Genomic DNA, 23,377 nt, shown 5'->3' on the forward strand with positions numbered 1-23,377 from the left:
ATTGTATCTGCCGATCGTATTGCCCAGGCTCGTGATGTCCTTCGCACGATAGCGGCCATCCCACTCGCCACCCGTAACCCACGGTGTGAAAATTCCTACATACGCGTTGCGCGCCGTCCGCCGTCGTTACGGCGTCGGAAAATAAACCCCCGCGCGCTGCGCTGCGTTCGCGATATGCGCCTCGATCGCCTTGCCCGCGGCGAGCGAATCGCGCGCCTTCAGCGCATCGAGAATCGCGCGATGCTCGGTGTAGGTGGACAGCACCCGCTCGCGCCGGTAGAACGGCATCCGCTGGCTTTCCTGCATGATTTCCGCGCTGCTGCGCAGGATCGATTCGATCGCCGCATTGCCGGCGATGCTGACGATGCGCATATGAAACTCATAGTCGTAGCGCGCGGCTTCGTCGAGTTCGTCGCAGGCGAGCGCGCTGTGCATCGCGGTGACGTTGTCCTCGAGCCACGCGAGGTCGGCGTCGCTGACCGCCAGCGCGGCCATGCGCGCGGCGAAGCCTTCCAGCGCGTAGCGCATCTGATAGGTGTCGGGCAGCGACGACTGCTCGGCGAAACGCCACGCCTGCGCGTTTTTCGCCTGCGCGCTTTCCACATAGACGCCCTTGCCGGGGCGGATCACCAGCAGCCCCAGCGCTTCGAGCGTGGACAGCGCCTCGCGCAGCGACGCGCGGCTGATCGACAGTTCGTCGGACAGCTGGCGCTGCGCGGGCAGCAGGCTGCCGACCGGATAGACGCCCGCTTCGATGCGCTCGCGGATGGTCGCGATGGCCGCGTCGGTGACGGTATGCGGGACGTTTTTCATGGGGGCTCACTCGGGTGCGTGGTCTGACCAGAATTTTAATACGGGCCGTGCGCGAATGCACCGCGAGAGTGCTTCGGGCCCCAACTTGTCCCAAAAATGACAAATGAAAACAACGGGTAAACACTGCTCGACACACCTTGACGCGACTATATCGGCTTCCTACTATTGGCCATAACAGTACTGGTCGGACCAGTCTGAACAGAAGTCGTCCCAGATACATCTGTCACCAGGAGAAGGCCGTGTTGAAGTTCTTCAATTCGCTATTCGGGCGGGTCGTTATCGCGCTCGTGGTCGGTATCGTGCTCGGTGCCGTCTTTCCGCATTTCGCGCAGTCGCTCCGTCCGCTCGGCGACGGTTTCCTCAAGCTGATCAAGATGGTGATCGGGCCGATCGTGTTCTGCGTGGTCGTGAGCGGGATGGCGCACGCCGGCGACCTGCGCAAGGTCGGCCGGGTCGGCCTGAAGGCGGTCGTCTACTTCGAAGTGATGACGACGATCGCGCTCCTGATCGGCGCGGTGCTCGCGTACGTGACGCGGCCCGGCGTCGGCATGAACATCAATCTGAGCTCGCTCGACGCGGCCTCGCTCACGAACTACACCGAGCACGCGAAGAGCCTGAAAGACACCGCGGGCTTCCTGCTGAAGATCATCCCGGAGACCGCGTTCAACGCGTTCGCGACCGGCGACATCCTGCAGATTCTGGTGTTCTCGGTGATGTTCGGCTCGGCCCTGTCGCTGCTCGGCAAGCGCGCGCAGCGCGTGAGCGGGCTGATCGACGAACTCTCCCAGGTGTTCTTCCGCGTAATGGGCTTCATCATCAAGCTCGCGCCGCTCGGCGTGCTCGGCGCGATCGCGTTCACCACCGGCACCTACGGCGTCGAATCGCTGAAGCAGCTCGGCATGCTGGTGCTGGTGTTCTACGCGAGCTGCGTGGTGTTCGTCGTGGTCGTGCTCGGCATCGTGATGCGGCTCGCCGGCTTCAGCATCTTCAAGCTGATCCGCTACCTGCGCGAGGAACTGTCGATCGTGCTCGGCACCGCATCGTCCGATGCCGTGCTGCCGCAGATCATGCGCAAGCTCGAATGGATGGGTGTGAAGGACTCGACGGTCGGCCTCGTGATTCCGACCGGCTACTCGTTCAACCTCGACGGCTTCTCGATCTATCTGACGCTCGCGGTGCTGTTCATCGCGCAGGCGACCAACACACCGCTGTCGACGCACGATCTGATCGTCGTGGTGCTGGTGTCGCTGGTCACGTCGAAGGGCGCGCACGGCATTCCGGGTTCGGCGATCGTGATTCTCGCCGCGACGCTGTCCGCGATTCCGGCGATCCCCGTGCTCGGCCTCGTGCTGATCCTGCCGGTCGACTGGTTCGTCGGCATCGCCCGCGCGCTGACCAACCTGATCGGCAACTGCGTCGCCACCGTGGTGGTCGCCGTGTGGGAGAACGATATCGACAAGGCTCGCGCGCACCGCGTGCTGAATCGCGACGACGCGCTGCGCTACGTGCCGGCGGTCGACGATGCCGATGAGGTCGGCGGCGAGCATGCGCCGGCTGTCTGACGCGGCGGCCTGACTAGCGCTGACCAGCGCAACCACCTGTCGTTCCCAGCGTTTCCTGACCGATGTTTTTTTCGCGCGCCGAAGCGGCGCGCCCTGCGCCGGCGGCGCTTCTTCACCGATTCCGCCGGCGCCTGCGATTCCTTGCTTCGTTCCTGTCTCTTACCGATACCGACCGACATCATGGCCAATCCGATTCTCGACCCCAACGCCCCCGCCTTCACGCGCCGCTACATGAACCTCGCCGACCCGCGGCTCGGTGCGAAGGCGCTGTTCGCGAGCGATGAATTCTTCGCGCCGAAGGAGCGCATGCTCGAGCCGCAGCCGGCAGTGTTCATCCCCGGCAAGTACGACGATCACGGCAAATGGATGGACGGCTGGGAAACCCGTCGCAAGCGCACCAGCGGCCACGACTTTTGCGTGATCCGGCTGGCGCGACCGGGTGTCGTGCACGGCGTCGATCTCGATACCAGCCACTTCACCGGCAATTTCCCGCCGGCCGCGTCGATCGACGGCTGCTACAGCGACGCCGAGACGCCGCCCGAGCAGACCGACTGGCAGACGCTGGTGCCGGCCACCACGCTGCAGGGCAACCAGCATCACTACGTCGAAGTGAACGACGCGCGGCCGTTCACTCATCTGCGCGTGAATCTGTATCCGGACGGCGGCCTCGCGCGTCTGCGCGTGTACGGTCAGCCGCAGCGCGACTGGTCGCGCGTCGAGCCCGGTACGCTGCTCGACCTCGCCGCGGTCGAAAACGGCGCGTACCTCGTCGCCGCGAACAACCAGCATTTTGGGCCGGCCTCGCAGATGCTGATGCCGGGCCGCGGCGTCAACATGGGCGACGGCTGGGAAACCCGGCGCCGGCGCGAGCCGGGCAACGACTGGGCGATCGTCGCGCTCGCGCGGCCCGGCGTGATCCGCAAGATCGAAGTGGACACCGCGCACTTCAAGGGCAACTTTCCGGACCGCTGCTCGCTGCAGGCGGCCTCGGTGACGGGCGGCACCGACGACTCGCTGGTCACCCAGGCGATGTTCTGGCCGGTGCTGCTCGGCGAGCAGAAATTGCAGATGGATCACGTGCATACGTTCAGCGACTTGGCGGCGCTCGGGCCGGTCACGCACGTGCGTTTCAATATCTTCCCCGACGGCGGCGTGTCGCGTCTGCGCCTGTGGGGCGAGGTCGTTTAACGCAACGTGATGGAGCGGCGCTTATGAAGATCCTGCAAGTGGAGCGTTTGACGCGCGCGGCGTTCGCCCCGTTCGGCGAGGTGATCGAACTCGACGGCGCGCGGCATTTTCCGATCAACGGCGGCACCACCGAGCGCTTTCACGACCTCGCGCGCGTCGATGTGACGGACGGCGGCGGGCGAACGCTGATCAACCTGTTTCGCGCGCAGCCGCGCGCGTTGCCGGTCGAGATCGCGCTGATGGAGCGGCATCCGCTCGGCAGCCAGGCGTTCATTCCATTACAGGCGGGCCGCTACCTGGTGGTGGTCGCGCCGGCCGGCGAATTCGATCCGGCGCACATGCGCGCGTTCTGGACCGATGCGTGGCAAGGCGTCAATTACGCGAAAGGGGTATGGCACCATCCGCTGCTCGCGCTCGACCGGGTCAGCGATTTCGTCGTCGTCGACCGGGGCGGCGAGGGTCCCAATTGCGATGAATTGCAGCTGGCTCGGCCGTGGCGGCTGGCGTTCGAGGCGAGCGCCGACCTGGCCGCATAACGCCATACGCATCACGCATTGCGAATCGCGATTCGCGGCGGGGACCACGCAAGCCATTTACATCGCGACAATGAAAAAGCCCGGCCGATTCTCATCGGCCGGGCTTTTTTTCGACTTGCCGGGCCGCTTACTTCCACGCGGCCAACGACGCATCAGCGCTTAATGCTTGCGATGCGGGCAATTCTCCTTCGTACACGCTCCATACAGCGCCAGTGCGTGTTCCTGCAGTTTGAAGCCGCGTTCCTTCGCGATGGACTGCTGACGGCTTTCGATTTCGGAGTCGAAAAATTCTTCGACCAGCCCGCAATCGAGGCACACGAGGTGATCGTGGTGCGACCCCTCGTTCAGTTCGAACACCGCCTTGCCCGACTCGAAGTTGCTGCGCGAGAGCAGGCCGGCCTGCTCGAATTGCGTCAGCACGCGATACACGGTCGCCAGACCGATATCGAGTTCCTCGTGCAGGAGGTTGCGGTAGACGTCTTCGGCGGTCAGGTGACGCACCGGACTGTGCTGGAAAATCTCAAGGATTTTGAGGCGCGGAAGGGTCGCCTTGAGCCCGATATTCTTGAGATCGGTTGGATTGGTCATGACAAGGGATCCCTAGAGTACAATGCTGGGCTCTCATAGTAATGTGTTTTTGCCGTTCTGGTCATCTTCGATGGAATGAGCGCGGCCCGCCAGAGGGCCCGCACGGTGAGTGAAATGATTTCTAAATCTCAATTGATCTACCGGGGGAGCCGCATGCGGGGTACCTTGATCGCTGTTGCGACTGTCGCGGTTCTTGCCGGATGTTCCACGTACGACAGCCTGACCCAGCGCTTTGCCCAGCACATCACGCCGTACCGCATTACGGTGGTGCAAGGTAACTTCGTGTCGCAGGAAATGGCCAGCCAGATGAAAGTCGGCATGACCCGCGCGCAGGCGCGCCAGGTGCTCGGCACGCCGCTGTTGACCGACATGTTCCACGCGGATCGCTGGGACTACGTGTTCTATTTCAAGCGCGGTAATACCTCGATCGTGCAGCAGCGCGACTTCGTCGTGTTCTTCTCCGGCGACGTCGTGACCCACTGGACGGGCGGCGAGGATCTGCCGAGCAATCTCGAACTGCTGGCCGAAATCGACGGCGACCGCAGCGGCCGCCGGCCGAACAACCCGCCGGTACGTGCCACCGGCGCGGCCGAGGCCGCCAACGCGGTGGCCGCCAGCGACGCCGCCGCAGCGAGCGCGGCGGTTGCCGGCGGCGCGCCTGTCATCGACACGACCCGCTCGCCGTCGGTGGAAGGCGCCGCGCAGGTTGCCACGCCGTCCACGGACGCCAACGCGGAAGCGGCCCAGGCCGCCAATCGCGCGACCAGCGCGGTGTCGTCGTCGCGCGGAACGTCCAGCGCGCGGGCTTCCGCGCCGCGTGCGAACGCCGGCGGGATCCCGACGCAAGGACCGACCAGCGGCGGCCAGCCGCAATTCCAGTTCCACCGCCCACCGCCGCCGCCGGCGCCGGCGGACAACAGCAACCCGGTCGGCCCGAACGGTTCGCAAAGCAGCGGTCCGACGCTGAACGCGCCGCTGACCGGCTCGCCGTCGGGTTCGGGCACGGGCGAGTAAGCTTGCTGTCGTGGTTGTGAGGCGGGTGGCGCGTGCCGCGCGACGCCCGCCGAAGTAGCGTTTTGGGTTGGTCCTACCGCGTGATGCGGCTCGGTCCCACCGGGCGAACCGCTCGCGCGACGTGGGCGTGTGTGCTGTGAGCGCCGCTCGAACCGAATTTCGCCGGGCGCGCGCGCCCAACCATCCGTGCCGGCGCATCTGCCGGGTCGCGTTGCCGGAAGCCATTTCCGGCTGTGTCTTTTTCGAATCCTCACCGTCATGAAAATTGCCATTGCTGGCGCATCGGGCCGTATGGGCCGCATGCTGATCGAAACCGTTCTCAACGATGCCGGCGCGACGCTGACCGGCGCGCTCTGCCGTAGCGGCGCCGCGCAGCTCGGCCAGGACGCCGGCGCGTTTCTCGGCAAGCAGACCGGCGTACTGCTCTCCGACGACATCGAGCGCGTGTTCGCCGAATCCGACTACCTGATCGACTTCACGCGTCCGGACGCGACGCTCAGGCATCTCGAAGCCGCGCAGCGTCACAACGTGAAAATGGTGATTGGCACGACCGGCTTCGACAACGAGCAGAAGGCGCAGCTGCGCACGGCGGCGGAGAAAATCGGCGTGGTGTTCGCGTCGAACATGAGCGTCGGCGTGAACGTCACGCTGAAGCTGCTCGAATACGCGGCGCGTCAGTTCTCGACCGGCTACGACATCGAGATCATCGAAGCGCACCATCGCCACAAGGTCGACGCGCCGTCCGGCACCGCGCTGACGATGGGCGAGGTGATCGCCGACGCGCTCGGCCGCAATCTCGACGACTGCGCGGTGTACGGCCGCGAAGGCGTGACCGGCGAGCGCGATCCGTCCACCATTGGCTTCTCGGCGATTCGCGGCGGCGATATCGTCGGCGATCACACGGTGCTGTTCGCGGGCATCGGCGAGCGCATCGAGATCACTCACAAGTCGGCGAGCCGTCTGTCGTATGCACAAGGCGCGCTGCGTGCTGTACGCTTCCTCGAAGGCCACAACACCGGCTTGTTCGACATGCAGGACGTGCTCGGCCTGCGTTGAGCGAGGACGGGTTGCGCACGGGGGCCGCGCGGCGCGCGCCCCCGCTTCCGAAGTCATCCTGAAGTCACTTTCTCCGACGGCGAGGTCAGATGGCAGGCAGCAGCGGCATCATCCATTACCTGCAAACCAGCGACGCGATCACGCATGGCGTCGCGTACGTGCTGCTGGCCATGTCGATTGCGAGCTGGTGCTTTCTGATCGTCAAGAGCTGGATATTGACGCGCGCGAAACGCCAGGCTGCGCGCGCGATCGCGACGTTCTGGCAAGCGCCGACGCTGGCCGAGGGCGTCGCCACGCTCAGGCGCACGGATCGCGAGCGGGTTTTTGCGCCGCTCGCCGAAGCGGCGCTGCATGCGGCCGAGGTCGATATTCCGGGCGCGCTGCTCGCGCGCGTCGAACGCAGCGAACGGGTGCTGCGCGCGCTGCGCCAGGCGCTCAACGCATCGCAGCGGCGGCTCGAATTCGGCCAGGTGCTGCTCGCGTCGGTCGGCAGCACCGCGCCGTTCGTCGGCTTGCTCGGCACCGTGTGGGGCATCTATCACGCGCTCGGCAGCATCGCGGCGAGCGGCCAGGCGCAGATCGAGAACGTCGCCGGCCCGGTCGGCGAGGCGCTGATCATGACCGCGTTCGGTCTGGTGGTCGCGATTCCGGCGGTGCTCGCGTACAACGTGCTCGGGCGGCTGGTGCGGCAATTGTCCGAGGAACTCGACGGCTTCGCGCACGATCTGCACGCCTATGTGTGCGCGCCGGCCGAGGACGCGCCGGCACCCCCGCGCGCGCATCCGGCCGCGCGCGAGACGCAGCGCTGACACCGGCAGGCCCGGACGCAAGGAGGCGAGATGGCATTCGGCGGACTCGAGAAAAAGCAGACGGCCGCGCCGATGGCCGAGATCAACATGACGCCGTTGATCGACGTGATGCTGGTGCTGCTGGTGATTTTCATCATCACCGCGCCGCTCTTTTCGCACGCGATCCGGCTCGATCTGCCGAAGGTCGCCGCCGCTCCGGCACGTCAGACCCCGCAAACCATCGCGCTGTCGATCGACGGCGCCGGCCGGCTCTTCTGGAATGGCCAGCCGCTGACGCTCGCGCAGCTGCGCGAGCGCTTCGCCGAAGCCGGCAAGCAGTCCGAGCAACCCGAAATCCAGCTGCGCGCCGAGCGCTCGACCCGCTACGAAGTGATCGCCCAGGTAATGGGCGCCGCGCAGCAGGCGGGGCTCGAACGGCTCGGCTTCGTCACCGACCCGCCGCCGCCCGCCGCGCAACCCTGAGCCGCCGCGCCGCGCGCCGCGCAGCGAGCCAGATCCCACGCCACGCCGCGCGGCGCACCCGTGCGCGAACGGTATAATCGACGCTTTCCCCGCCAGCGGGGAAACAAAGCATCCTCATCCTGCAGAGCACCAAGGCCGGTGCGAAAGCACCGAACCTAGCGATCCCATCACACCATGCACGAAAAATACGTTCCCTCCGACGTCGAAGCCGCCGCGCAAGGGCAATGGCGCGCCATCGACGCGTACAAGACGACGGAAACCACCGACAAGCCCAAGTTCTACTGCGTTTCGATGCTGCCGTATCCGTCGGGCAAGCTGCACATGGGGCACGTGCGCAATTACACGATCAACGACGTGATGTACCGCTATCTGCGGATGAACGGCTACAACGTGCTGATGCCGATGGGCTGGGACGCGTTCGGGATGCCGGCGGAAAACGCCGCGATGGCCAACAACGTGCCGCCCGCGCAGTGGACCTACGACAACATCGCTTACATGAAGAAGCAGATGCAGTCGATGGGCCTCGCGATCGACTGGTCGCGCGAAGTCGCGACCTGCAGCCCGGACTACTACAAGTGGAACCAGTGGCTGTTCCTGAAGATGCTCGAGAAGGGCATCGCGTACAAGAAGACCGGCACCGTGAACTGGGACCCGGTCGACCAGACCGTGCTCGCGAACGAGCAGGTGATCGACGGGCGCGGCTGGCGCTCGGGCGCGCTGGTCGAAAAGCGCGAAATCCCGATGTACTACATGCGCATCACGCAGTACGCGGACGAACTGCTGAACGATCTGGACGGCCTCGGCTGGCCCGAGCGCGTGAAGATCATGCAGCAGAACTGGATCGGCAAGAGCTTCGGCGTGAACTTCGGCTTCCCGTATGAAATCGACGGCGAGCAGAAGCTGCTGCGCGTGTTCACCACGCGCGCCGACACGATCATGGGCGTCACGTTCTGCGCGATTGCCGCCGAACACCCGCTCGCCACGCGTCTGGCGAAAGACCATCCGGAACTGCAGGCGTTCATCGACGAATGCAAGCGCGGCGGCGTCGCCGAAGCCGACGTCGCGACGATGGAAAAGAAGGGCATGGCGACCGGCTTCTACGTCACGCATCCGCTGACCCAGGAACAGGTCCCCGTGTGGATCGGCAACTACGTGCTGATGAGCTACGGCGAAGGCGCGGTGATGGGCGTGCCGGCGCACGACGAGCGCGACTTCGCGTTCGTGAAGAAATACGGTCTGCCGATCAAGCAGGTGGTGGCCGTCGAAGGCAAGACGTTTTCGACCGACGCGTGGGAAGAGTGGTACGGCGAGAAGAACGGCACGCTGGTCAACAGCGGCAAGTACGACGGCCTCACGTACGACGAAGCAGTGGATCGCATCGCCGCGGACCTGAAGGAGCTTGGTCTGGGCGACAAGCAGATCACCTGGCGTCTACGCGACTGGGGCGTGTCGCGTCAGCGTTACTGGGGCACGCCGATTCCGATCATCCACTGCCCGAAGTGCGGCGACGTGCCGGTGCCCGAGAAAGACCTGCCGGTCGTGCTGCCGGAAGACCTGGTGCCGGACGGCACCGGCAATCCGCTCGCGAAGTCCGAAGCATTCGTCAATTGCAGCTGCCCGACCTGCGGTGGCGCGGCCCGGCGCGAAACCGACACGATGGACACCTTCGTCGATTCGTCGTGGTACTTCTACCGCTACGCATCGCCGGACGCGAAGACCATGGTCGACGAGCGCACCGATTACTGGGCGCCGATGGACCAGTACATCGGCGGCATCGAGCACGCGATCCTGCACCTGCTGTACTCGCGCTTCTGGGCCAAGGTGATGCGTGACCTCGGCCTCGTGAAGTTCGGCGAGCCGGCCAAGAACCTGCTCACTCAGGGCATGGTGCTCAACGAAACGTATTACCGCGAAAACGAAGCGGGCAAGAAGACCTGGTACAACCCGGCGGACGTGACCGTGTCATTCGACGACAAGGGCCGTCCGGTCGGCGCGATCCTGAACGCGGACGGTCAGCCGGTCGTGCTCGGCGGCGTCGAGAAGATGTCCAAGTCGAAGAACAACGGCGTCGATCCGCAGATGCTGATCGACCAGCACGGCGCCGACACCGCGCGTCTGTTCGTGATGTTCGCCGCGCCGCCCGAGCAGCAGCTCGAGTGGTCGGGTTCGGGCGTCGAAGGCGCGAGCCGCTTCCTGCGCCGGGTGTGGAATTTCGGTCACGCGAACGAAACCGCGCTGCGCGCCGGCGGCCAGTTCGACGCCGCGCAACTTGCCGAGGTCGACAAGGCGCTGCGCCGCGAAATCTATAGCGTGCTGAAGCAGGCCGACTTCGACTACCAGCGTCTGCAGTACAACACCGTGGTATCGGCGGCGATGAAGATGCTCAACGCGCTCGACGGCGCGAAGGGCGCGCAGCCGGCCGTGCTGCGCGAAACCTACGGCGTGATGCTGCGCGTGCTGTACCCGGTCGTGCCGCACCTGACGTTCCAGCTGTGGCAGGAACTCGGCTATGCGGACGAGTACGGTTCGCTGCTCGATGCACCGTGGCCGAAGGTCGACGAAAAGGCGCTGGAGCAGGCAGAGATCGAACTCGTGCTGCAGGTGAACGGCAAGGTGCGCGGTGCGCTGACCGTCGCGAAGGACGCGTCGCGCGAAGCGATCGAGCAGCTCGCGGCCGCGCACGAAATGGTCGCGAAGTTCAGCGAAGGCAAGGCGCCGAAGAAGATCATCGTGGTGCCGGGCCGCCTCGTGAACGTGGTCGTTTGACGGACCACGCCATCGCGCCGGTTGAACGGACGCCGCCTGACGGCGGCGGCGTTCGCCGGCACCGCGAATCCACTGCGAACCGGGAGCGAATGTGACTCGCAGATCGTTTTTGACGCTCGCTTGCAGCGTAATGATGTTGTCGGCCTGCGGCTTCCAGTTGCGCGGCCAGCAGGACTACCCGTTCAAGCGGCTGTACGTGTCGGGCGGCTCGCCGGCGGCCGCCGCGCGCCTCACGCGCATCGTGCAGGGCGGCAGCGACACCGTGGTGGTCAGCTCGCCGGCCAATGCCGACGCGCTGCTGCAGATCACGCAGAACCGCGGCATCAGCACGCTGACGCTCAATTCGCTCGGCGTGGTCGCCGAGTATCAGCTGAATCTGCAGATGACCTATACGCTGACCGGCAAGGACGGCACGGTGCTGATTCCGGGCAGCGTGATCGCGCTGAACCGCGCGATGACCTATAGCGACCAGTTCTCGCAGGCGAAGGCCGCCGAGTCCGACATCCTGTTCGCGGACATGGAAAACGACGCGATCGACCAACTCGTGCGCCGCCTCGGCGCGGTGCGTTCGATGCATCCGGCGCCGGGCGAAGTGGTGCCGCCGGTCGCGCCGCGCGCGCCGCTGCCGCCGCCGCCGCTGTGAGCGGCCGGACCATTCTGACCGCCAGCCATGCAACTGCGACCTGACGCGCTCGAAGCGCATCTCGCCAAGGGCCTCGCCGGACTGTACGTCGTGTACGGCGACGAGCACCTGCTCGCGCAGGAGGCCTGCGACCGCATCCGCGCGGCCGCGCGCGCGGCGGGCTTCACCGACCGTTCGGTGTTCACGGTCGAGCGCGGCTTCGACTGGAGTTCGCTGCTCGGCGCGAGCCAGTCGATGTCGCTGTTCGGCGACCGTCAACTGGTCGAATTGCGGATTCCGTCGGGCAAGCCGGGCAAGGAAGGGGCCGACGCGCTGAAGGCGCTCGCGGCCGCCGTCAACGACGACGTGCTGACGATGATCACGCTGCCGCGTCTGGATGCAACCACGCAGAAGTCCGCGTGGTTCAGCGCGCTGGCCGACGCGGGCGTCGCGCTGAAAATCGATCCGGTCGAACGCGCGCAATTGCCGAACTGGGTCGGCCAGCGGCTCGCGGCGCAAGGCCAGCGGGTCGCCGCCGGCGAAGAAGGGCGGCGCGCGCTCGCGTTCATCGCCGAGCGTGTCGAAGGCAATCTGCTCGCCGCGCATCAGGAAATCCAGAAACTCGGGCTGCTGTATCCGCAGGGCTCGCTCAGCTTCGACCAGGTGCAGGACGCGGTGCTCAACGTCGCCCGTTACGACGTGTTCAAGCTCAACGAGGCGATGCTGGCGGGCGACGTCGGCCGTCTCGCGCGCATGCTCGACGGGCTGCGCGGCGAAGGCGAGGCCGCGGTGCTGGTGCTGTGGGCGCTCGTCGAGGAAGTGCGCACGCTGCTGCGGATCAAGCGCGGCGTCGCGGCCGGCAAGCCGCTCGCGATGCTGACCCGCGAGAACCGCGTATGGGGGCCGCGCGAACGGCTGATCGGACCGGCGCTGTCGCGCGTCAACGAAGCGGCGCTGGAACAGGCGCTCGAACTGGCGGCGCGGCTCGACCGCCAGGTGAAGGGCCTGTCGGGCGGCACGCCCGGCAATCGTCGCAATGCGCCGCCGCCCGATCCTTGGGATGGCCTGTTCGACCTCGCGATGGCGGTGGCCGCGCCCAAACCGGCGGCCGGTGCTCTGGCGGCCGGCGTACCGGTGCCGCCGCCACGACCGCGGACCGCCGCCGCCACGCCGCCGCGCCGGCCAGTCTGACGCACGTCGAGGGCGCGTCAGAGGCGCCAAAGCGTGACAGGCGCTTGCAACTGCGCGCCGCCGCCGCAAGCGCCGCCCCATGACCCGACTTACAATCGCTTGATCTTTCGCTAATCCCGCCAGAGCGCCGCACCGCAGCGTGCGCGGCATCACGAGAATGACCATGGATATCGACCAGTACATGACCGACCTCGGCCAGCGCGCCCGCCAGGCTTCGCGCGCGATGGCGCGAGCGTCGACCGCCGCGAAGAACGCCGCGCTCGCGGCCGTCGCCGAAGCGATCGAGCGCGACACCGCGCTGCTGAAGGCCGCCAATGCGCGCGACCTCGAACGCGCGCGCGAGAAGGGCCACGACGCCGCGTTCATCGATCGCCTGACGCTGTCGGACAAGGCGCTGAAGACGATGGTCGAAGGCCTGCGCCAGGTCGCGGCACTCGCCGATCCGATCGGCGAGATCAGCAATCTGAAATACCGGCCGAGCGGTATCCAGGTCGGCCAGATGCGCGTGCCGCTCGGGGTGATCGGCATCATCTACGAGTCGCGCCCGAACGTGACGATCGACGCGGCCGCGCTGTGCCTGAAGTCCGGCAACGCGACGATCCTGCGCGGCGGCTCCGAGGCGCTCGAATGCAATACCGCGCTCGCGAAGCTGATCGGCGAAGGGCTCGCGGCGGCCGGTCTGCCGCAGGACGCGGTGCAGGTGGTCGCGACCGCGGACCGCGCGGCGGTCGGCAAGCTGATCACGATGACCGAGTACGTCGACGTGATCGTGCCGCGCGGCGGCAAGAGCCTGATCGAGCGGCTGATGAACGAAGCGCGCGTGCCGATGATCAAGCACCTGGATGGCATCTGCCACGTGTACGTCGACGATCGTGCCGATCTCACGAAAGCGCTGAACGTCTGCGACAACGCGAAGACGCACCGCTACGGCACCTGCAACACGATGGAAACGCTGCTCGTCGCGCGCGGCATCGCGGCGGCGGTGCTCCCGCCGCTCGGCAAGCTGTATCGCGCGAAGGACGTCGAGCTGCGCGTCGACGCGGCGGCGCGCGCGGTGCTCGCCGACGCGGGCGTCGGCCCGCTGGTCGACGCGACCGAGCAAGACTGGCGCACCGAGTACCTCGCGCCGGTGCTGGCGATCAAGGTGGTCGACAATCTCGACGCCGCGATCGAGCACATCAACACGTACAGCTCGCAGCACACCGACGCGATCGTCACCGAAGACCACGACCGCGCGATGCGCTTCCTGCGCGAAGTCGACTCGGCGAGCGTGATGGTCAACGCGTCGACGCGGTTCGCCGACGGCTTCGAGTTCGGGCTCGGCGCGGAGATCGGCATTTCGAACGACAAGCTGCACGCGCGCGGGCCGGTCGGCCTCGACGGGCTGACCTCGCTGAAGTACGTCGTGCTCGGGCACGGCGAGGGCCGCCAGTAAGCGCGGTGCTCGAGCTGTAGCTTTCGCTGTAGGGCTGTATCCGACAACAACAAAGGACCGCGATGCTTTGGGTTAAAACGTTTCACATCGTCTTGATTGCCTCCTGGTTTGCCGGCCTGTTCTATCTGCCGCGCATCTTCGTCAATCTGGCGATGGAAACGGAACCCGCGGCGACCGCCCGTCTGCTGCTGATGGCGCGCAAGCTGTTCCGCTTCATGACCATCATCGCGGTGCCGGCGCTGGCGTGCGGGTTGTGGCTGTGGCTCGTGATCGGGATCGGCAGCGGACAGGGCTGGATTCACGCGAAGGTCGGCGTGGTCGTGCTGCTGGTCGTTTATCACGCGTATTGCGGGGTGCTGCTGCGTCGCTTCGAGCGGGGCGAGAACCGGCGCACCGACAAGTGGTACCGGATGTTCAACGAGCTGCCGGTGCTCGGGATGCTCGCGGCGGTCGCGCTGGTGGTGATCAAGCCGTTTTGAGCGCGCAATAGCGGTAGCAGTTGCGGTAGCGGTCGCAATAACGCGCCGCGGTGCGGGAAAAAAACAAAGGGCGGTGTGCCGGATGATTGGCACACCGCCCTTGTTGTTTTCTGCGGGCATGCGCGATTCGCGCCGCCTCGCTCACCCCTGCGAATCCACCCGCCGCCGGTGAATCACCTCTTTGGTCTGCGCGAGCTTCTCCACCAGCTCCGGCCCGCGGCTCAGCGCGACCCCGACCGCCAGAATGTCGCCGATCGCCAGATGCGAGACCCGCGAGGTCATCGGCGAAAAGATGTCGGTGTCTTCGTCGACGTTCGCGAACAGGCCTACCGTTGCGAGTCGCGCGAGCGGCGAATTGCCGTGCGTGATCGCGATCACCTTCGCGCCGGCGTTCAACGCTGCCTTCGCCGCGTCGATGATGTCGCGCGTGCGGCCGGTGTTCGAGATCGCGACCACCACGTCGCCCGCGCCGAGCAGCGCCGCCGACATCAGAAACGTATGCGGGTCCGAATACGCGACGCTCGGCATGCCGAGCCGGAAGAATTTGTGCTGCATGTCGAGCGCGGCGATGCCGGAGCCGCCCGCGCCGTAGAACTCGATGCGCCGCGCCTGCGCGAGGATTTCGATCGCCGAGGCGACGCTGTCGGACGACAGGTTGTTGCGCACCTGGATCAGCGCGCCGATCGTGCGGTCCAGCACCTTTGCGGCGACGCCGGGGGTCGGCTCGTCGGGCCGCACGTCGCGATAGACGGCGGGCACCTCGGCGGCGATCCCCTGCGCGAGCCGGATCTTGAACTCGCGAAACCCGGAAAAGCCGAGCGCGTGGCAGAACCGCGCGATGGTCGGCTGACTGACGCCCGCGCGCGCGGCGACTTCGGTCATCGACAGATCGAGCACCTCGCGCGGCGCTTCGATCACGTAATCGGCCAGCTTGCGCTCGGACGGGCGCAGCTGGTCGCGCATCTGTTCCACCTGGGACAGCATCATCGGAAAACTCGCACTATGCTGAAGAATCCGTGGACTATAGCCGATTGGTCGATATCCGACAAAAGGCAGGTACAAAAACTACATAACCCGTCTAAGTGTTATCCCTAGGTTTTGCCCGTTTTAGCTTGATGCGCCGCCAGTCAAGCGAGACAGCTTGATCGGCGATGCGGCGCTGCAGCAGGTTTCGTCGTTGCGAGCGTGTAGTTTTTCTACTAATATGGCGTCGTTCAAAGCACGACCGCAACGTCCCGACCCAACCCGCGACCACCCCGCGATACCGCCAGGCGTCACGCTTGCCCGCCGCCGGCGACGAAGGAGCTCCGATGGTTTCCCCGCATCCGCAATTGTCGAAGGTCACGCAACGCGTGATCGAGCGCAGCAAACCCACGCGCGCAGCGTATCTGGCCCGCATCCAGCACGCGCAAGGGCGCTTCCCGGCGCGCGGCGCGCTGTCGTGCGCGAACCTCGCACACGGTTTCGCGGGCCTGGAAGGCAGCGACAAACTGAAGATCAAGCAGATTCGCGAGCCGAACATCGGCATCGTTTCGGCGTACAACGAAATGCTGTCGGCCCACGCGCCGTACAAAAACTACCCGGACATCATCAAGCAGGCCGCGCGTGAAAACGGCGGCGTCGCGCAATTCGCGGGCGGCGTGCCGGCGATGTGCGACGGCATCACCCAGGGCAACGCGGGGATGGAGCTGTCGCTGTTCTCGCGCGAGGTGATCGCGATGAGCACTGCGGTCGCGCTGACCCACAACATGTTCGACGCGGCGCTGTGCCTGGGCATCTGCGACAAGATCGTGCCGGGCCTGTTGATCGGCGCGCTGCAATTCGGCCATCTGCCGACCATTTTCGTGCCGGCCGGCCCGATGACGAGCGGCCTGTCCAACGACGACAAAGCCAAGACCCGCCAGCAGTTCGCGACCGGCCAGTGCGGCCGCGACGCGCTGCTCGAAGCGGAAGCGGCCGCGTATCACGGCCACGGCACCTGCACGTTCTACGGCACCGCGAACAGCAACCAGATGCTGATGGAAGTGATGGGCCTGCACCTGCCGGGCTCGGCTTTCGTGCATCCGCACACGCCGCTGCGCGACGCGCTGACCGCGCAGGCCGCGCGCCGCGTGCTCGATCTGACGGTCGAGCGCGGCAACTACATGCCGATCGGCCACGTGATCGACGAGAAGGCGATCGTCAACGGCATCGTCGCGCTGCTGGCGACCGGCGGCTCGACCAATCACACGCTGCACCTCGTCGCGATCGCGCGCGCGGCCGGCATCGTGATCGACTGGGACGATTTCGACGAGCTGTCGCAGGCGGTGCCGCTGCTCGCGAAGATCTATCCGAACGGCAAGGCCGACGTGAACCACTTCCACGCGGCGGGCGGCGTCGCGTTCCTGGTGCGCAACCTGCTCGAAGCGGGGCTGCTGCACGAAGACGTGAACACCGTCGCTGGCAAGGGCCTTGCGCACTACACTGAAGAGCCGAAGCTGCTCGACGGCAAGCTGCAATGGGTCGCGGGCGTCGAAGCGAGCGCGGACACCGCGGTGCTGCGCGGCATCGAGGAACCGTTCCAGCCCGACGGCGGCCTGCGTCTGATGCAGGGCAAGCTCGGCCGCGGCGTGATCAAGATCTCGGCGGTCGCCGCCGCGCATCGCAAGGTGAAGGCGCCGGCGATCGTGTTCGATTCGCAGGAAGCGGTGCAGGAAGCCTTCGACAACGGCGAACTGAAGCGCGACTTCATCGCGGTAGTGCGCTTCCAGGGCGCGCGCGCAAACGGCATGCCCGAGCTGCATCGTTTGACGCCGCTGCTGGGTGTGTTGCAGGATCAGGGTTTCCATGTCGCGCTGGTCACCGACGGCCGGATGTCGGGCGCATCGGGCAAGGTGCCGGCGGTGATTCATCTGTCGCCGGAGGCGCTGCTGCAAGGTCCGATCGGCAAGGTCCGCACTGGCGACATGCTGGTGATCGACGCCGAAGCGGGCGTGCTCGATATCGAGATCGACGCGGCCGAATGGGCGGCGCGCCAGTGCGAACAATCGCGGCATCAGGCGGACAACGAAGTGGGCTTCGGCCGCGAGCTGTTCGGCGTCTTCCGCGCGGCTGCGGCGCCGGCCGAGCAGGGCGCGTCGGTCTTCGGCCCGATGGTCGGCGAAGGCGGCCACGGTACTGCCGCACCTCACGCCCAGCAGCACGGCGACCAACACAAGAGCACCGCGCAAACCGGCGCGGCGCTGCAGAAACAAGGAGTCTGACTATGACGGCGAAAACAGTAAGCGAGATCGTGCGCCTCGGCCCGGTGATTCCGGTCCTCGCGTTCGATACGGTCGAACAGGGCGAACAGGTGTCGCGCGCATTGCATGCGGGCGGCGTGAAGGTGCTCGAAATCACGTTGCGCACGCCGGCTGGCCTGGGCGCGATCGAGCGTGCGTGCGGACTGGCCGACGACATCGTGGTCGGCGTCGGCACGCTCACGAAGCCCGAGCATTGCGCGCAGGCGAAGAAGGCGGGCGCGCAGTTCGGCGTGTCGCCGGGCCTGACCAAGGAGCTGCACCAGGCTGCGCAGGACGCGGGTCTGCCGCTGCTGCCGGGCGTGATGACGCCGTCGGACATCATCCTCGCGCTCGAGCTGGGCTACGACATCGTCAAGTTCTTCCCGGCCCAGCAGGCCGGCGGCGTGCCGATGCTGCAAGCGTTCCACGGTCCGTTCCCGGCGCTGAAGTTCTGCCCGACCGGCGGTATCACCGCGGAAAGCGCGCCGCATTTCCTCGCGCTGCCGAACGTGGTGTGCGTCGGCGGTTCGTGGCTCACGCCGAAGTCGGCGCTCGCCGCGCAGAACTGGGAAGAAGTCACGCGTCTGGCGCGCGCCGCGAGTCAGCTGGCCGCGCCCGCGCATTGAGCGCCTGGCGGACCCCGCGAGCGTAACCGGTCCGACCTACGAGTCTCGTCGATACAGCCGCCACGGCTGTCGCGCCGGGACTCTTTTTTTGCGTGCGATGCGTACTGGATTGACGGGCGTTTCCACGATACAAACTGTAAAATTCAGCGTCCGCGCGGCCAGCCGGGTTTCAGGCATCGCGCAGGTTGCCGTGAGACGAAGTGCGGCCCGTGTTCCGCACTCAAATCAATAACTCAAAAGGAGGAGCTTCATGGAAGCCCACGGCAGCATGCTGCTCATTTACGCGCTCATCGCGATCGGCTTGCTGATCCTGATGATCACGCGCTTCAAGATCTATCCGTTCCTCGTCCTGATCATCGTCTCGCTGCTGCTCGGCCTCGTCGCCGGCATGCCGATGCAGACCATCGTCAAGTCGTTCGAAACGGGTAACGGCAACACGCTCGGCCACATCGCGATCGTGGTCGGTCTCGGCACGATGCTCGGCAAGATGATGGCCGAATCGGGCGGCGCCGAGCGGATCGCGACCACACTGATCAACTGGTTCGGCGAGAAGCATATTCACTGGGCGATGATGGTCGTCGCGATCATCGTCGGTTTGCCGGTGTTCTTCGAAGTCGGTTTCGTGCTGCTGATTCCGATCGCGTTCAACGTCGCCAAACGCACCAATAAATCGCTGCTGCTGGTCGGCCTGCCGATGGTCGCCGGCCTGTCCGTCGTGCACGGGCTGATTCCGCCGCACCCGGCCGCGCTGCTCGCGGTGCAGGCGTATCACGCGGACATCGGCAAGACCATTGCGTATGGTCTGATCGTCGGCATTCCGTGCGCGATCGTCGCCGGTCCGCTGTTCGCGCTGCTGATCAGCCGCCATATCAAACTGCCGAAGGAAAACGCGCTGGCCGCGCAGTTTCTGGGCAGCGACGTGGCCGGCGACGCCGGTGCTAACGGCGCCAAGGGCGTGCAAGCGAATGCGCCCAAGCGCGATCTGCCAGGTTTCGGCATCACGCTGTTCACGATCCTGCTGCCGGTGATCCTGATGCTGGTCGGCAGCTGGGCCGACCTGGTGTTCGCACCGAAGACGCTGCCGAACGATCTCCTGCGCTTCTTCGGCAACACCGACGTCGCGCTGCTGACGGCCGTGCTGGTCAGCTTCTGGACCTTCGGCGCGAGCCGTGGCTTCAATCGCGAGCAGATCCAGAAGTTCTGCGGCGAATGTCTGGCGCCGATCGCCGGCATTACGCTGATCGTCGGCGCGGGCGGTGGTTTCGGCCGGGTGCTGATGGATAGCGGCATCTCGAAGGAAATCACCAACGTGGCGACCGCGGTGCATCTGTCGCCGCTGATGTTCGGCTGGCTGGTCGCGGCAATGATTCGCCTCGCGACCGGTTCGGCGACGGTCGCGATGACGACCGCCTGCGGGATCGTCGCGCCGATCGCGGCGGCCGGCGCGGTGCAGGTGAAGCCGGAACTGATGGTGCTGGCGACCGGCTCGGGCTCGCTGATCTTCTCGCACGTGAACGACGGCGGCTTCTGGCTGATCAAAGAGTATTTCGGCATGACGGTGGGGCAGACCTTCAAAACGTGGTCGCTCCTCGAAACCATCATTTCGGTGATGGGGCTGGGCCTGACCTTCGCGCTCGCGGCGGTCCTGTAAGGAGATTCACATGATTCTGATCGCAATGGGCGTGTCGGGCGCCGGCAAGTCGCTGATCGGCGAACTGCTGGCCGAGCGCCTGCACTGTACGTTCACCGACGGCGACGCGTTTCACAGCGCCGCCAACAAGGAAAAGATGCACCACGGCATCCCGCTCACCGACGAAGACCGGTGGCCGTGGCTGAAAACGATCCGCGCGGCGATCGAGGAAAAGCAGCGGGCGGGCGAGACGGGGGTGTTCACCTGCTCGTCGCTGAAGCGCTCGTATCGCGACGTGCTGCGCGACGGCGACGACGATGTCTGCTTCGTGTACCTGAAGGGTTCGCGCGAGGTGCTGTCGGAGCGGCTCGGGCATCGCACCGGCCATTTCTTCGATCCGTCGCTGCTGCAAAGCCAGCTCGATACGCTCGAGGAACCGGGCGAGGACGAAGCGATCACGGTCAGCATCGACCTCCCCCCGGAACAGATCGTCGACGAAGTGCTGCGTCAACTCGAACAGCGTTGATCGATCGATGGGCAGGTGGTTCGCGCCGCGCCTCAGGATGAAAAAAAGCCGCTCCTTGGAGCGGCTTTTTATTGCGCGGCCGCGGCTGTCGAAGCCGCGACGCGCACCGTCAGTTCAGCGAACGGCTCAGCCGATCCGCTTGGCCAGTTCGACTGCCTTGCCGATGTACGACGCCGGCGTCATCGCGAGCAGATGGTCCTTCGCTTCCTGCGGAATCGCCAGAGCGCCGACGAAGCTTTGCAGCGCCTCGCGCGTGATGCCCTTGCCGCGCGTCAGTTCCTTCAGCTGCTCGTACGGATTTTCGATGCCGTAACGGCGCATCACGGTCTGCACCGGCTCGGCCAGCACTTCCCAGCAGTTGTCGAGGTCTTCGTTCAGACGCTGCGCGTTCACTTCGAGCTTGTCGAGGCCGCGGATCAGCGAGTCGTACGACAGCAGCGAGTAACCGAACGCGACGCCGATGTTGCGCAGCACCGTCGAGTCGGTCAGGTCGCGCTGCCAGCGCGACACCGGCAGCTTGTCGGCGAGGTGGCGCAGCGTCGCGTTCGCGAGGCCGAGATTGCCTTCCGAGTTTTCGAAGTCGATCGGGTTGACCTTGTGCGGCATCGTCGACGAACCGATTTCGCCGGCCTTGGTGCGCTGCTTGAAGTAACCGAGCGAGATGTAGCCCCACACGTCGCGGTCCAGATCCAGCAGGATCGTGTTCGCGCGCGAGATCGCGTCGAACAGCTCGGCCATGTAGTCGTGCGGTTCGATCTGGATCGTGTACGGGTTGAACGTGAGCTTCAGGCGGTTTTCGACCACGTCCTTCGAGAACGCTTCCCAGTCGAACTCCGGATACGCGGACAGGTGCGCGTTGAAGTTGCCGACCGCGCCGTTCATCTTGCCGAGCAGTTCGACTTTCGCGATGCGCTCGATCGCGCGCGCCAGACGCGCGGCGACGTTGGCGATTTCCTTGCCGAGCGTGGTCGGGCTGGCCGGCTGGCCGTGCGTGCGCGACAGCATCGGCTGCTCCGCGTGCGCATGGGCGAGCGCGACGAGGCGCTGATGAACCGAGCGCAGTGCCGGCAGGATCACGTGTTCACGCGCGCCGGCGAGCATCAGGCCGTGCGACGTGTTGTTGATGTCTTCGGACGTGCACGCGAAGTGGATGAACTCGCTCGCGCGCTCCAGCTCTTCCTGACCCTTGACCGATTCCTTCAGCCAGTACTCGACCGCCTTCACGTCGTGATTGGTCACGCGCTCGATTTCCTTGATGCGGGCGGCGTCGTGCGCGGTGAAGCGCTCGGCCAGCTGCAGCAGGAATTGCTCGGACGCTTCGGAGAAACGCGGCACTTCGGCGAAGCCGGCGCGCGACAGCGCGATCAGCCAGTGGATCTCGACCGTCACTCGATTGCGCATGAAAGCGGCTTCCGAGAGCCAGTCGCGCAGGGCTTCGGTTTTGGCGGCATAGCGGCCGTCGAGCGGGGAGAGCGCGTTCAGCGCGAACAGGGTGTCGGGGCGGGTGTCGGACATGATGGGACGTGTGGGACGTGATGAGCGCTCGGGGAGCGGATCGGAAACGGGGGCAACCGCGCATTTTACCACCGTGCGGGCGGCGGGCCGGCGCGCCGGCCGCGCGCGGCTGGCGTCGAGGCGGTTCCTCTCCGGCCGCGGGTGGCGCATGTCGCGAGCGCCGCGAGCGCCGGTCGGCGCCGCCGGCCGTGATCCGCGCCGCTAGAATGCAGACTTTCTCCCTCCCGCCGGCAAGCGCACTCGCATGGAACTGAAATGGCTCGAAGACTTCATTTCGCTCGCGGAAACGCGTAGCTTCAGCCGCTCGGCCGAATTGCGCCACGTCACGCAGCCGGCTTTCTCGCGCCGCATCCAGGCGCTCGAAGCGTGGCTCGGCACCGAGCTGATCGACCGCTCGGTGTATCCGACCCGGCTCACCGCGGCCGGCCAGGTGTTCAACGAGCAGGCGCTCGCGATGCTGTCGCAATTTCACGAGGCGCGTGCGCTATTGCGCGGCCATACCGCGACCCCGCAGGCGACGATCGAATTCGCGGTGCCGCACACGCTGTCGCTCACGTATTTTCCGCGCTGGCTGCAACGGATCGAAGCGCAGATGGGCCCGATCCACACCCGGCTGCGCGCGCTGAACGTGCACGACGCGGCGCTGTCGCTGGTGGAGGGCGGCTGCGATCTGATGATGGGCTACCACCATCCGAGCCATCCGGTCGCGCTCGACCCCGGCCGCTACGACATGCTGACGCTCGGTCACGAACCGATCAGCCCGTTCTCGGTGCCGGCCCGCGCGGGGCGCCCGCGCCATACGCTGCCGGGCACGCCCGAAGCGCCGTCGCCGTATCTGTCGTACACGCCGAACGCGTACCTGGGCCGGATGACCGAGGTGATTCTCGCCAACGCGCCGGAGCGGCTGTATCTGGACCGGCTGTACGAAACCGACATGGCCGAGGGCCTCAAGGCGATGGCGCTGGCCGGTCACGGGATCGCGTTCCTGCCGCATAGCGCGGTCGAGGACGCAGTCGCCGAGGGTCGGCTGATCCGTCTCGATCGGGCGAGCCGCGGCACACCCGAAGGACAACTGACTTTGAGCATGGAGATCCGCCTGTACCGCGACAAGCTCGCCGCGAAAAGCGACGACGCTCGCCAGATTCTCGTGCGGCAACTGTGGGACGTGGTGTCGGAAGAGTTGAAGCAGGGCGCCGCCTGAACGTTATCCGGGCGTGCCGCCGAACCTGCGCGACGGCGACGCGAATTTGCGACTTTTCGAACGTTATGCAAAAAAAACATAATCGGATAAGGAAACGG

The 23,377-nt window shown here is 66.0% G+C and carries 21 protein-coding genes; 17 read left to right on the forward strand and 4 right to left on the reverse strand.

Annotated elements, in window-relative coordinates; genetic code table 11:
- Positions 1 to 126: 126 nt before the first annotated feature.
- Complete coding sequence (locus LJ656_RS15390) at positions 127 to 813, reverse strand: FadR/GntR family transcriptional regulator (RefSeq protein WP_230510275.1); 687 nt, start codon at positions 811 to 813, stop codon at positions 127 to 129.
- A gap of 239 nt (positions 814 to 1,052) precedes the next feature.
- Between LJ656_RS15390 and LJ656_RS15395 the strand changes: the two genes are divergently transcribed.
- From LJ656_RS15395 to LJ656_RS15405, 3 genes are all read left to right on the forward strand, one after another.
- Entirely contained in the window at positions 1,053 to 2,375 is a 1,323-nt protein-coding gene (locus LJ656_RS15395) for a C4-dicarboxylate transporter DctA (RefSeq protein WP_230510276.1), read from the forward strand.
- A 180-nt stretch (positions 2,376 to 2,555) separates the two neighbouring features.
- The gene (gene alc, locus LJ656_RS15400) at positions 2,556 to 3,563 is read left to right on the forward strand and encodes an allantoicase (protein WP_230510277.1); all 1,008 of its coding nucleotides are present in this window, start codon (positions 2,556 to 2,558) and stop codon (positions 3,561 to 3,563) included.
- Between the two features lie 23 nt (positions 3,564 to 3,586).
- The gene (locus LJ656_RS15405; RefSeq protein ID WP_230510278.1) at positions 3,587 to 4,099 is read left to right on the forward strand and encodes an ureidoglycolate lyase; all 513 of its coding nucleotides are present in this window, start codon (positions 3,587 to 3,589) and stop codon (positions 4,097 to 4,099) included.
- 159 nt (positions 4,100 to 4,258) lie between these two features.
- Here the strand turns inward: LJ656_RS15405 and fur are convergent, their stop codons facing one another.
- A complete protein-coding gene (fur, locus tag LJ656_RS15410) occupies positions 4,259 to 4,687 on the reverse strand; it encodes a ferric iron uptake transcriptional regulator (protein WP_012434340.1) in 429 nt (142 codons plus the stop codon).
- A gap of 153 nt (positions 4,688 to 4,840) precedes the next feature.
- Here fur and LJ656_RS15415 point away from each other — a divergent pair, with 153 nt between their 5' ends.
- The 9 genes from LJ656_RS15415 to LJ656_RS15455 all read left to right on the forward strand — a co-directional run bounded on the left by LJ656_RS15415 (position 4,841) and on the right by LJ656_RS15455 (position 14,521).
- On the forward strand, positions 4,841 to 5,701 hold the full coding sequence (locus tag LJ656_RS15415; protein ID WP_230510279.1) for an outer membrane protein assembly factor BamE: 861 nt from the start codon (positions 4,841 to 4,843) through the stop codon (positions 5,699 to 5,701).
- A 258-nt stretch (positions 5,702 to 5,959) separates the two neighbouring features.
- Entirely contained in the window at positions 5,960 to 6,757 is a 798-nt protein-coding gene (dapB, locus tag LJ656_RS15420; protein WP_230510280.1) for a 4-hydroxy-tetrahydrodipicolinate reductase, read from the forward strand.
- A gap of 89 nt (positions 6,758 to 6,846) precedes the next feature.
- Entirely contained in the window at positions 6,847 to 7,566 is a 720-nt protein-coding gene (locus tag LJ656_RS15425; RefSeq protein ID WP_230510281.1) for a MotA/TolQ/ExbB proton channel family protein, read from the forward strand.
- 30 nt (positions 7,567 to 7,596) lie between these two features.
- On the forward strand, positions 7,597 to 8,028 hold the full coding sequence (locus LJ656_RS15430) for an ExbD/TolR family protein (RefSeq protein WP_230510282.1): 432 nt from the start codon (positions 7,597 to 7,599) through the stop codon (positions 8,026 to 8,028).
- Positions 8,029 to 8,202: 174 nt separating this feature from the next.
- Positions 8,203 to 10,794, forward strand: coding sequence for a leucine--tRNA ligase (leuS, locus tag LJ656_RS15435; RefSeq protein WP_230510283.1), 2,592 nt, complete (start codon positions 8,203 to 8,205; stop codon positions 10,792 to 10,794).
- A 91-nt stretch (positions 10,795 to 10,885) separates the two neighbouring features.
- Positions 10,886 to 11,437 carry an LPS-assembly lipoprotein LptE gene (locus tag LJ656_RS15440; protein ID WP_230510284.1) on the forward strand — a complete coding sequence of 184 codons (552 nt, stop codon included), beginning with the start codon at positions 10,886 to 10,888 and terminating at the stop codon, positions 11,435 to 11,437.
- 27 nt (positions 11,438 to 11,464) lie between these two features.
- The gene (holA, locus tag LJ656_RS15445) at positions 11,465 to 12,607 is read left to right on the forward strand and encodes a DNA polymerase III subunit delta (RefSeq protein ID WP_230510285.1); all 1,143 of its coding nucleotides are present in this window, start codon (positions 11,465 to 11,467) and stop codon (positions 12,605 to 12,607) included.
- Between the two features lie 163 nt (positions 12,608 to 12,770).
- Positions 12,771 to 14,042: a glutamate-5-semialdehyde dehydrogenase gene (locus LJ656_RS15450; protein ID WP_230510286.1), complete on the forward strand. Its 1,272-nt coding sequence runs from the start codon at positions 12,771 to 12,773 to the stop codon at positions 14,040 to 14,042.
- A 62-nt stretch (positions 14,043 to 14,104) separates the two neighbouring features.
- Entirely contained in the window at positions 14,105 to 14,521 is a 417-nt protein-coding gene (locus tag LJ656_RS15455; RefSeq protein ID WP_230510287.1) for a CopD family protein, read from the forward strand.
- Between the two features lie 141 nt (positions 14,522 to 14,662).
- On the opposite strand, the gene LJ656_RS15460 is transcribed toward LJ656_RS15455, so the two are convergent.
- On the reverse strand, positions 14,663 to 15,508 hold the full coding sequence (locus LJ656_RS15460; protein ID WP_230510288.1) for a MurR/RpiR family transcriptional regulator: 846 nt from the start codon (positions 15,506 to 15,508) through the stop codon (positions 14,663 to 14,665).
- 323 nt (positions 15,509 to 15,831) lie between these two features.
- Between LJ656_RS15460 and edd the strand changes: the two genes are divergently transcribed.
- The 4 genes from edd to LJ656_RS15480 all read left to right on the forward strand — a co-directional run bounded on the left by edd (position 15,832) and on the right by LJ656_RS15480 (position 20,563).
- Positions 15,832 to 17,763: a phosphogluconate dehydratase gene (edd, locus tag LJ656_RS15465; protein ID WP_230510289.1), complete on the forward strand. Its 1,932-nt coding sequence runs from the start codon at positions 15,832 to 15,834 to the stop codon at positions 17,761 to 17,763.
- Between the two features lie 2 nt (positions 17,764 to 17,765).
- A complete protein-coding gene (eda, locus tag LJ656_RS15470) occupies positions 17,766 to 18,407 on the forward strand; it encodes a bifunctional 4-hydroxy-2-oxoglutarate aldolase/2-dehydro-3-deoxy-phosphogluconate aldolase (RefSeq protein WP_230510290.1) in 642 nt (213 codons plus the stop codon).
- 250 nt (positions 18,408 to 18,657) lie between these two features.
- A complete protein-coding gene (locus LJ656_RS15475) occupies positions 18,658 to 20,058 on the forward strand; it encodes a GntP family permease (RefSeq protein WP_230510291.1) in 1,401 nt (466 codons plus the stop codon).
- A 10-nt stretch (positions 20,059 to 20,068) separates the two neighbouring features.
- A complete protein-coding gene (locus LJ656_RS15480) occupies positions 20,069 to 20,563 on the forward strand; it encodes a gluconokinase (protein ID WP_230510292.1) in 495 nt (164 codons plus the stop codon).
- Positions 20,564 to 20,689: 126 nt separating this feature from the next.
- On the opposite strand, the gene purB is transcribed toward LJ656_RS15480, so the two are convergent.
- Positions 20,690 to 22,078, reverse strand: coding sequence for an adenylosuccinate lyase (gene purB / locus LJ656_RS15485; RefSeq protein ID WP_230510293.1), 1,389 nt, complete (start codon positions 22,076 to 22,078; stop codon positions 20,690 to 20,692).
- Positions 22,079 to 22,322: 244 nt separating this feature from the next.
- On the opposite strand from purB, the gene LJ656_RS15490 reads away from it, so the two are divergent.
- A complete protein-coding gene (locus LJ656_RS15490) occupies positions 22,323 to 23,279 on the forward strand; it encodes a LysR family transcriptional regulator (RefSeq protein WP_230510294.1) in 957 nt (318 codons plus the stop codon).
- Positions 23,280 to 23,377 lie beyond the last annotated feature (98 nt).

It is taken from the genome of Paraburkholderia sejongensis (assembly GCF_020880815.1).
Classification (GTDB): Bacteria; Pseudomonadota; Gammaproteobacteria; order Burkholderiales; family Burkholderiaceae; genus Paraburkholderia; species Paraburkholderia sejongensis.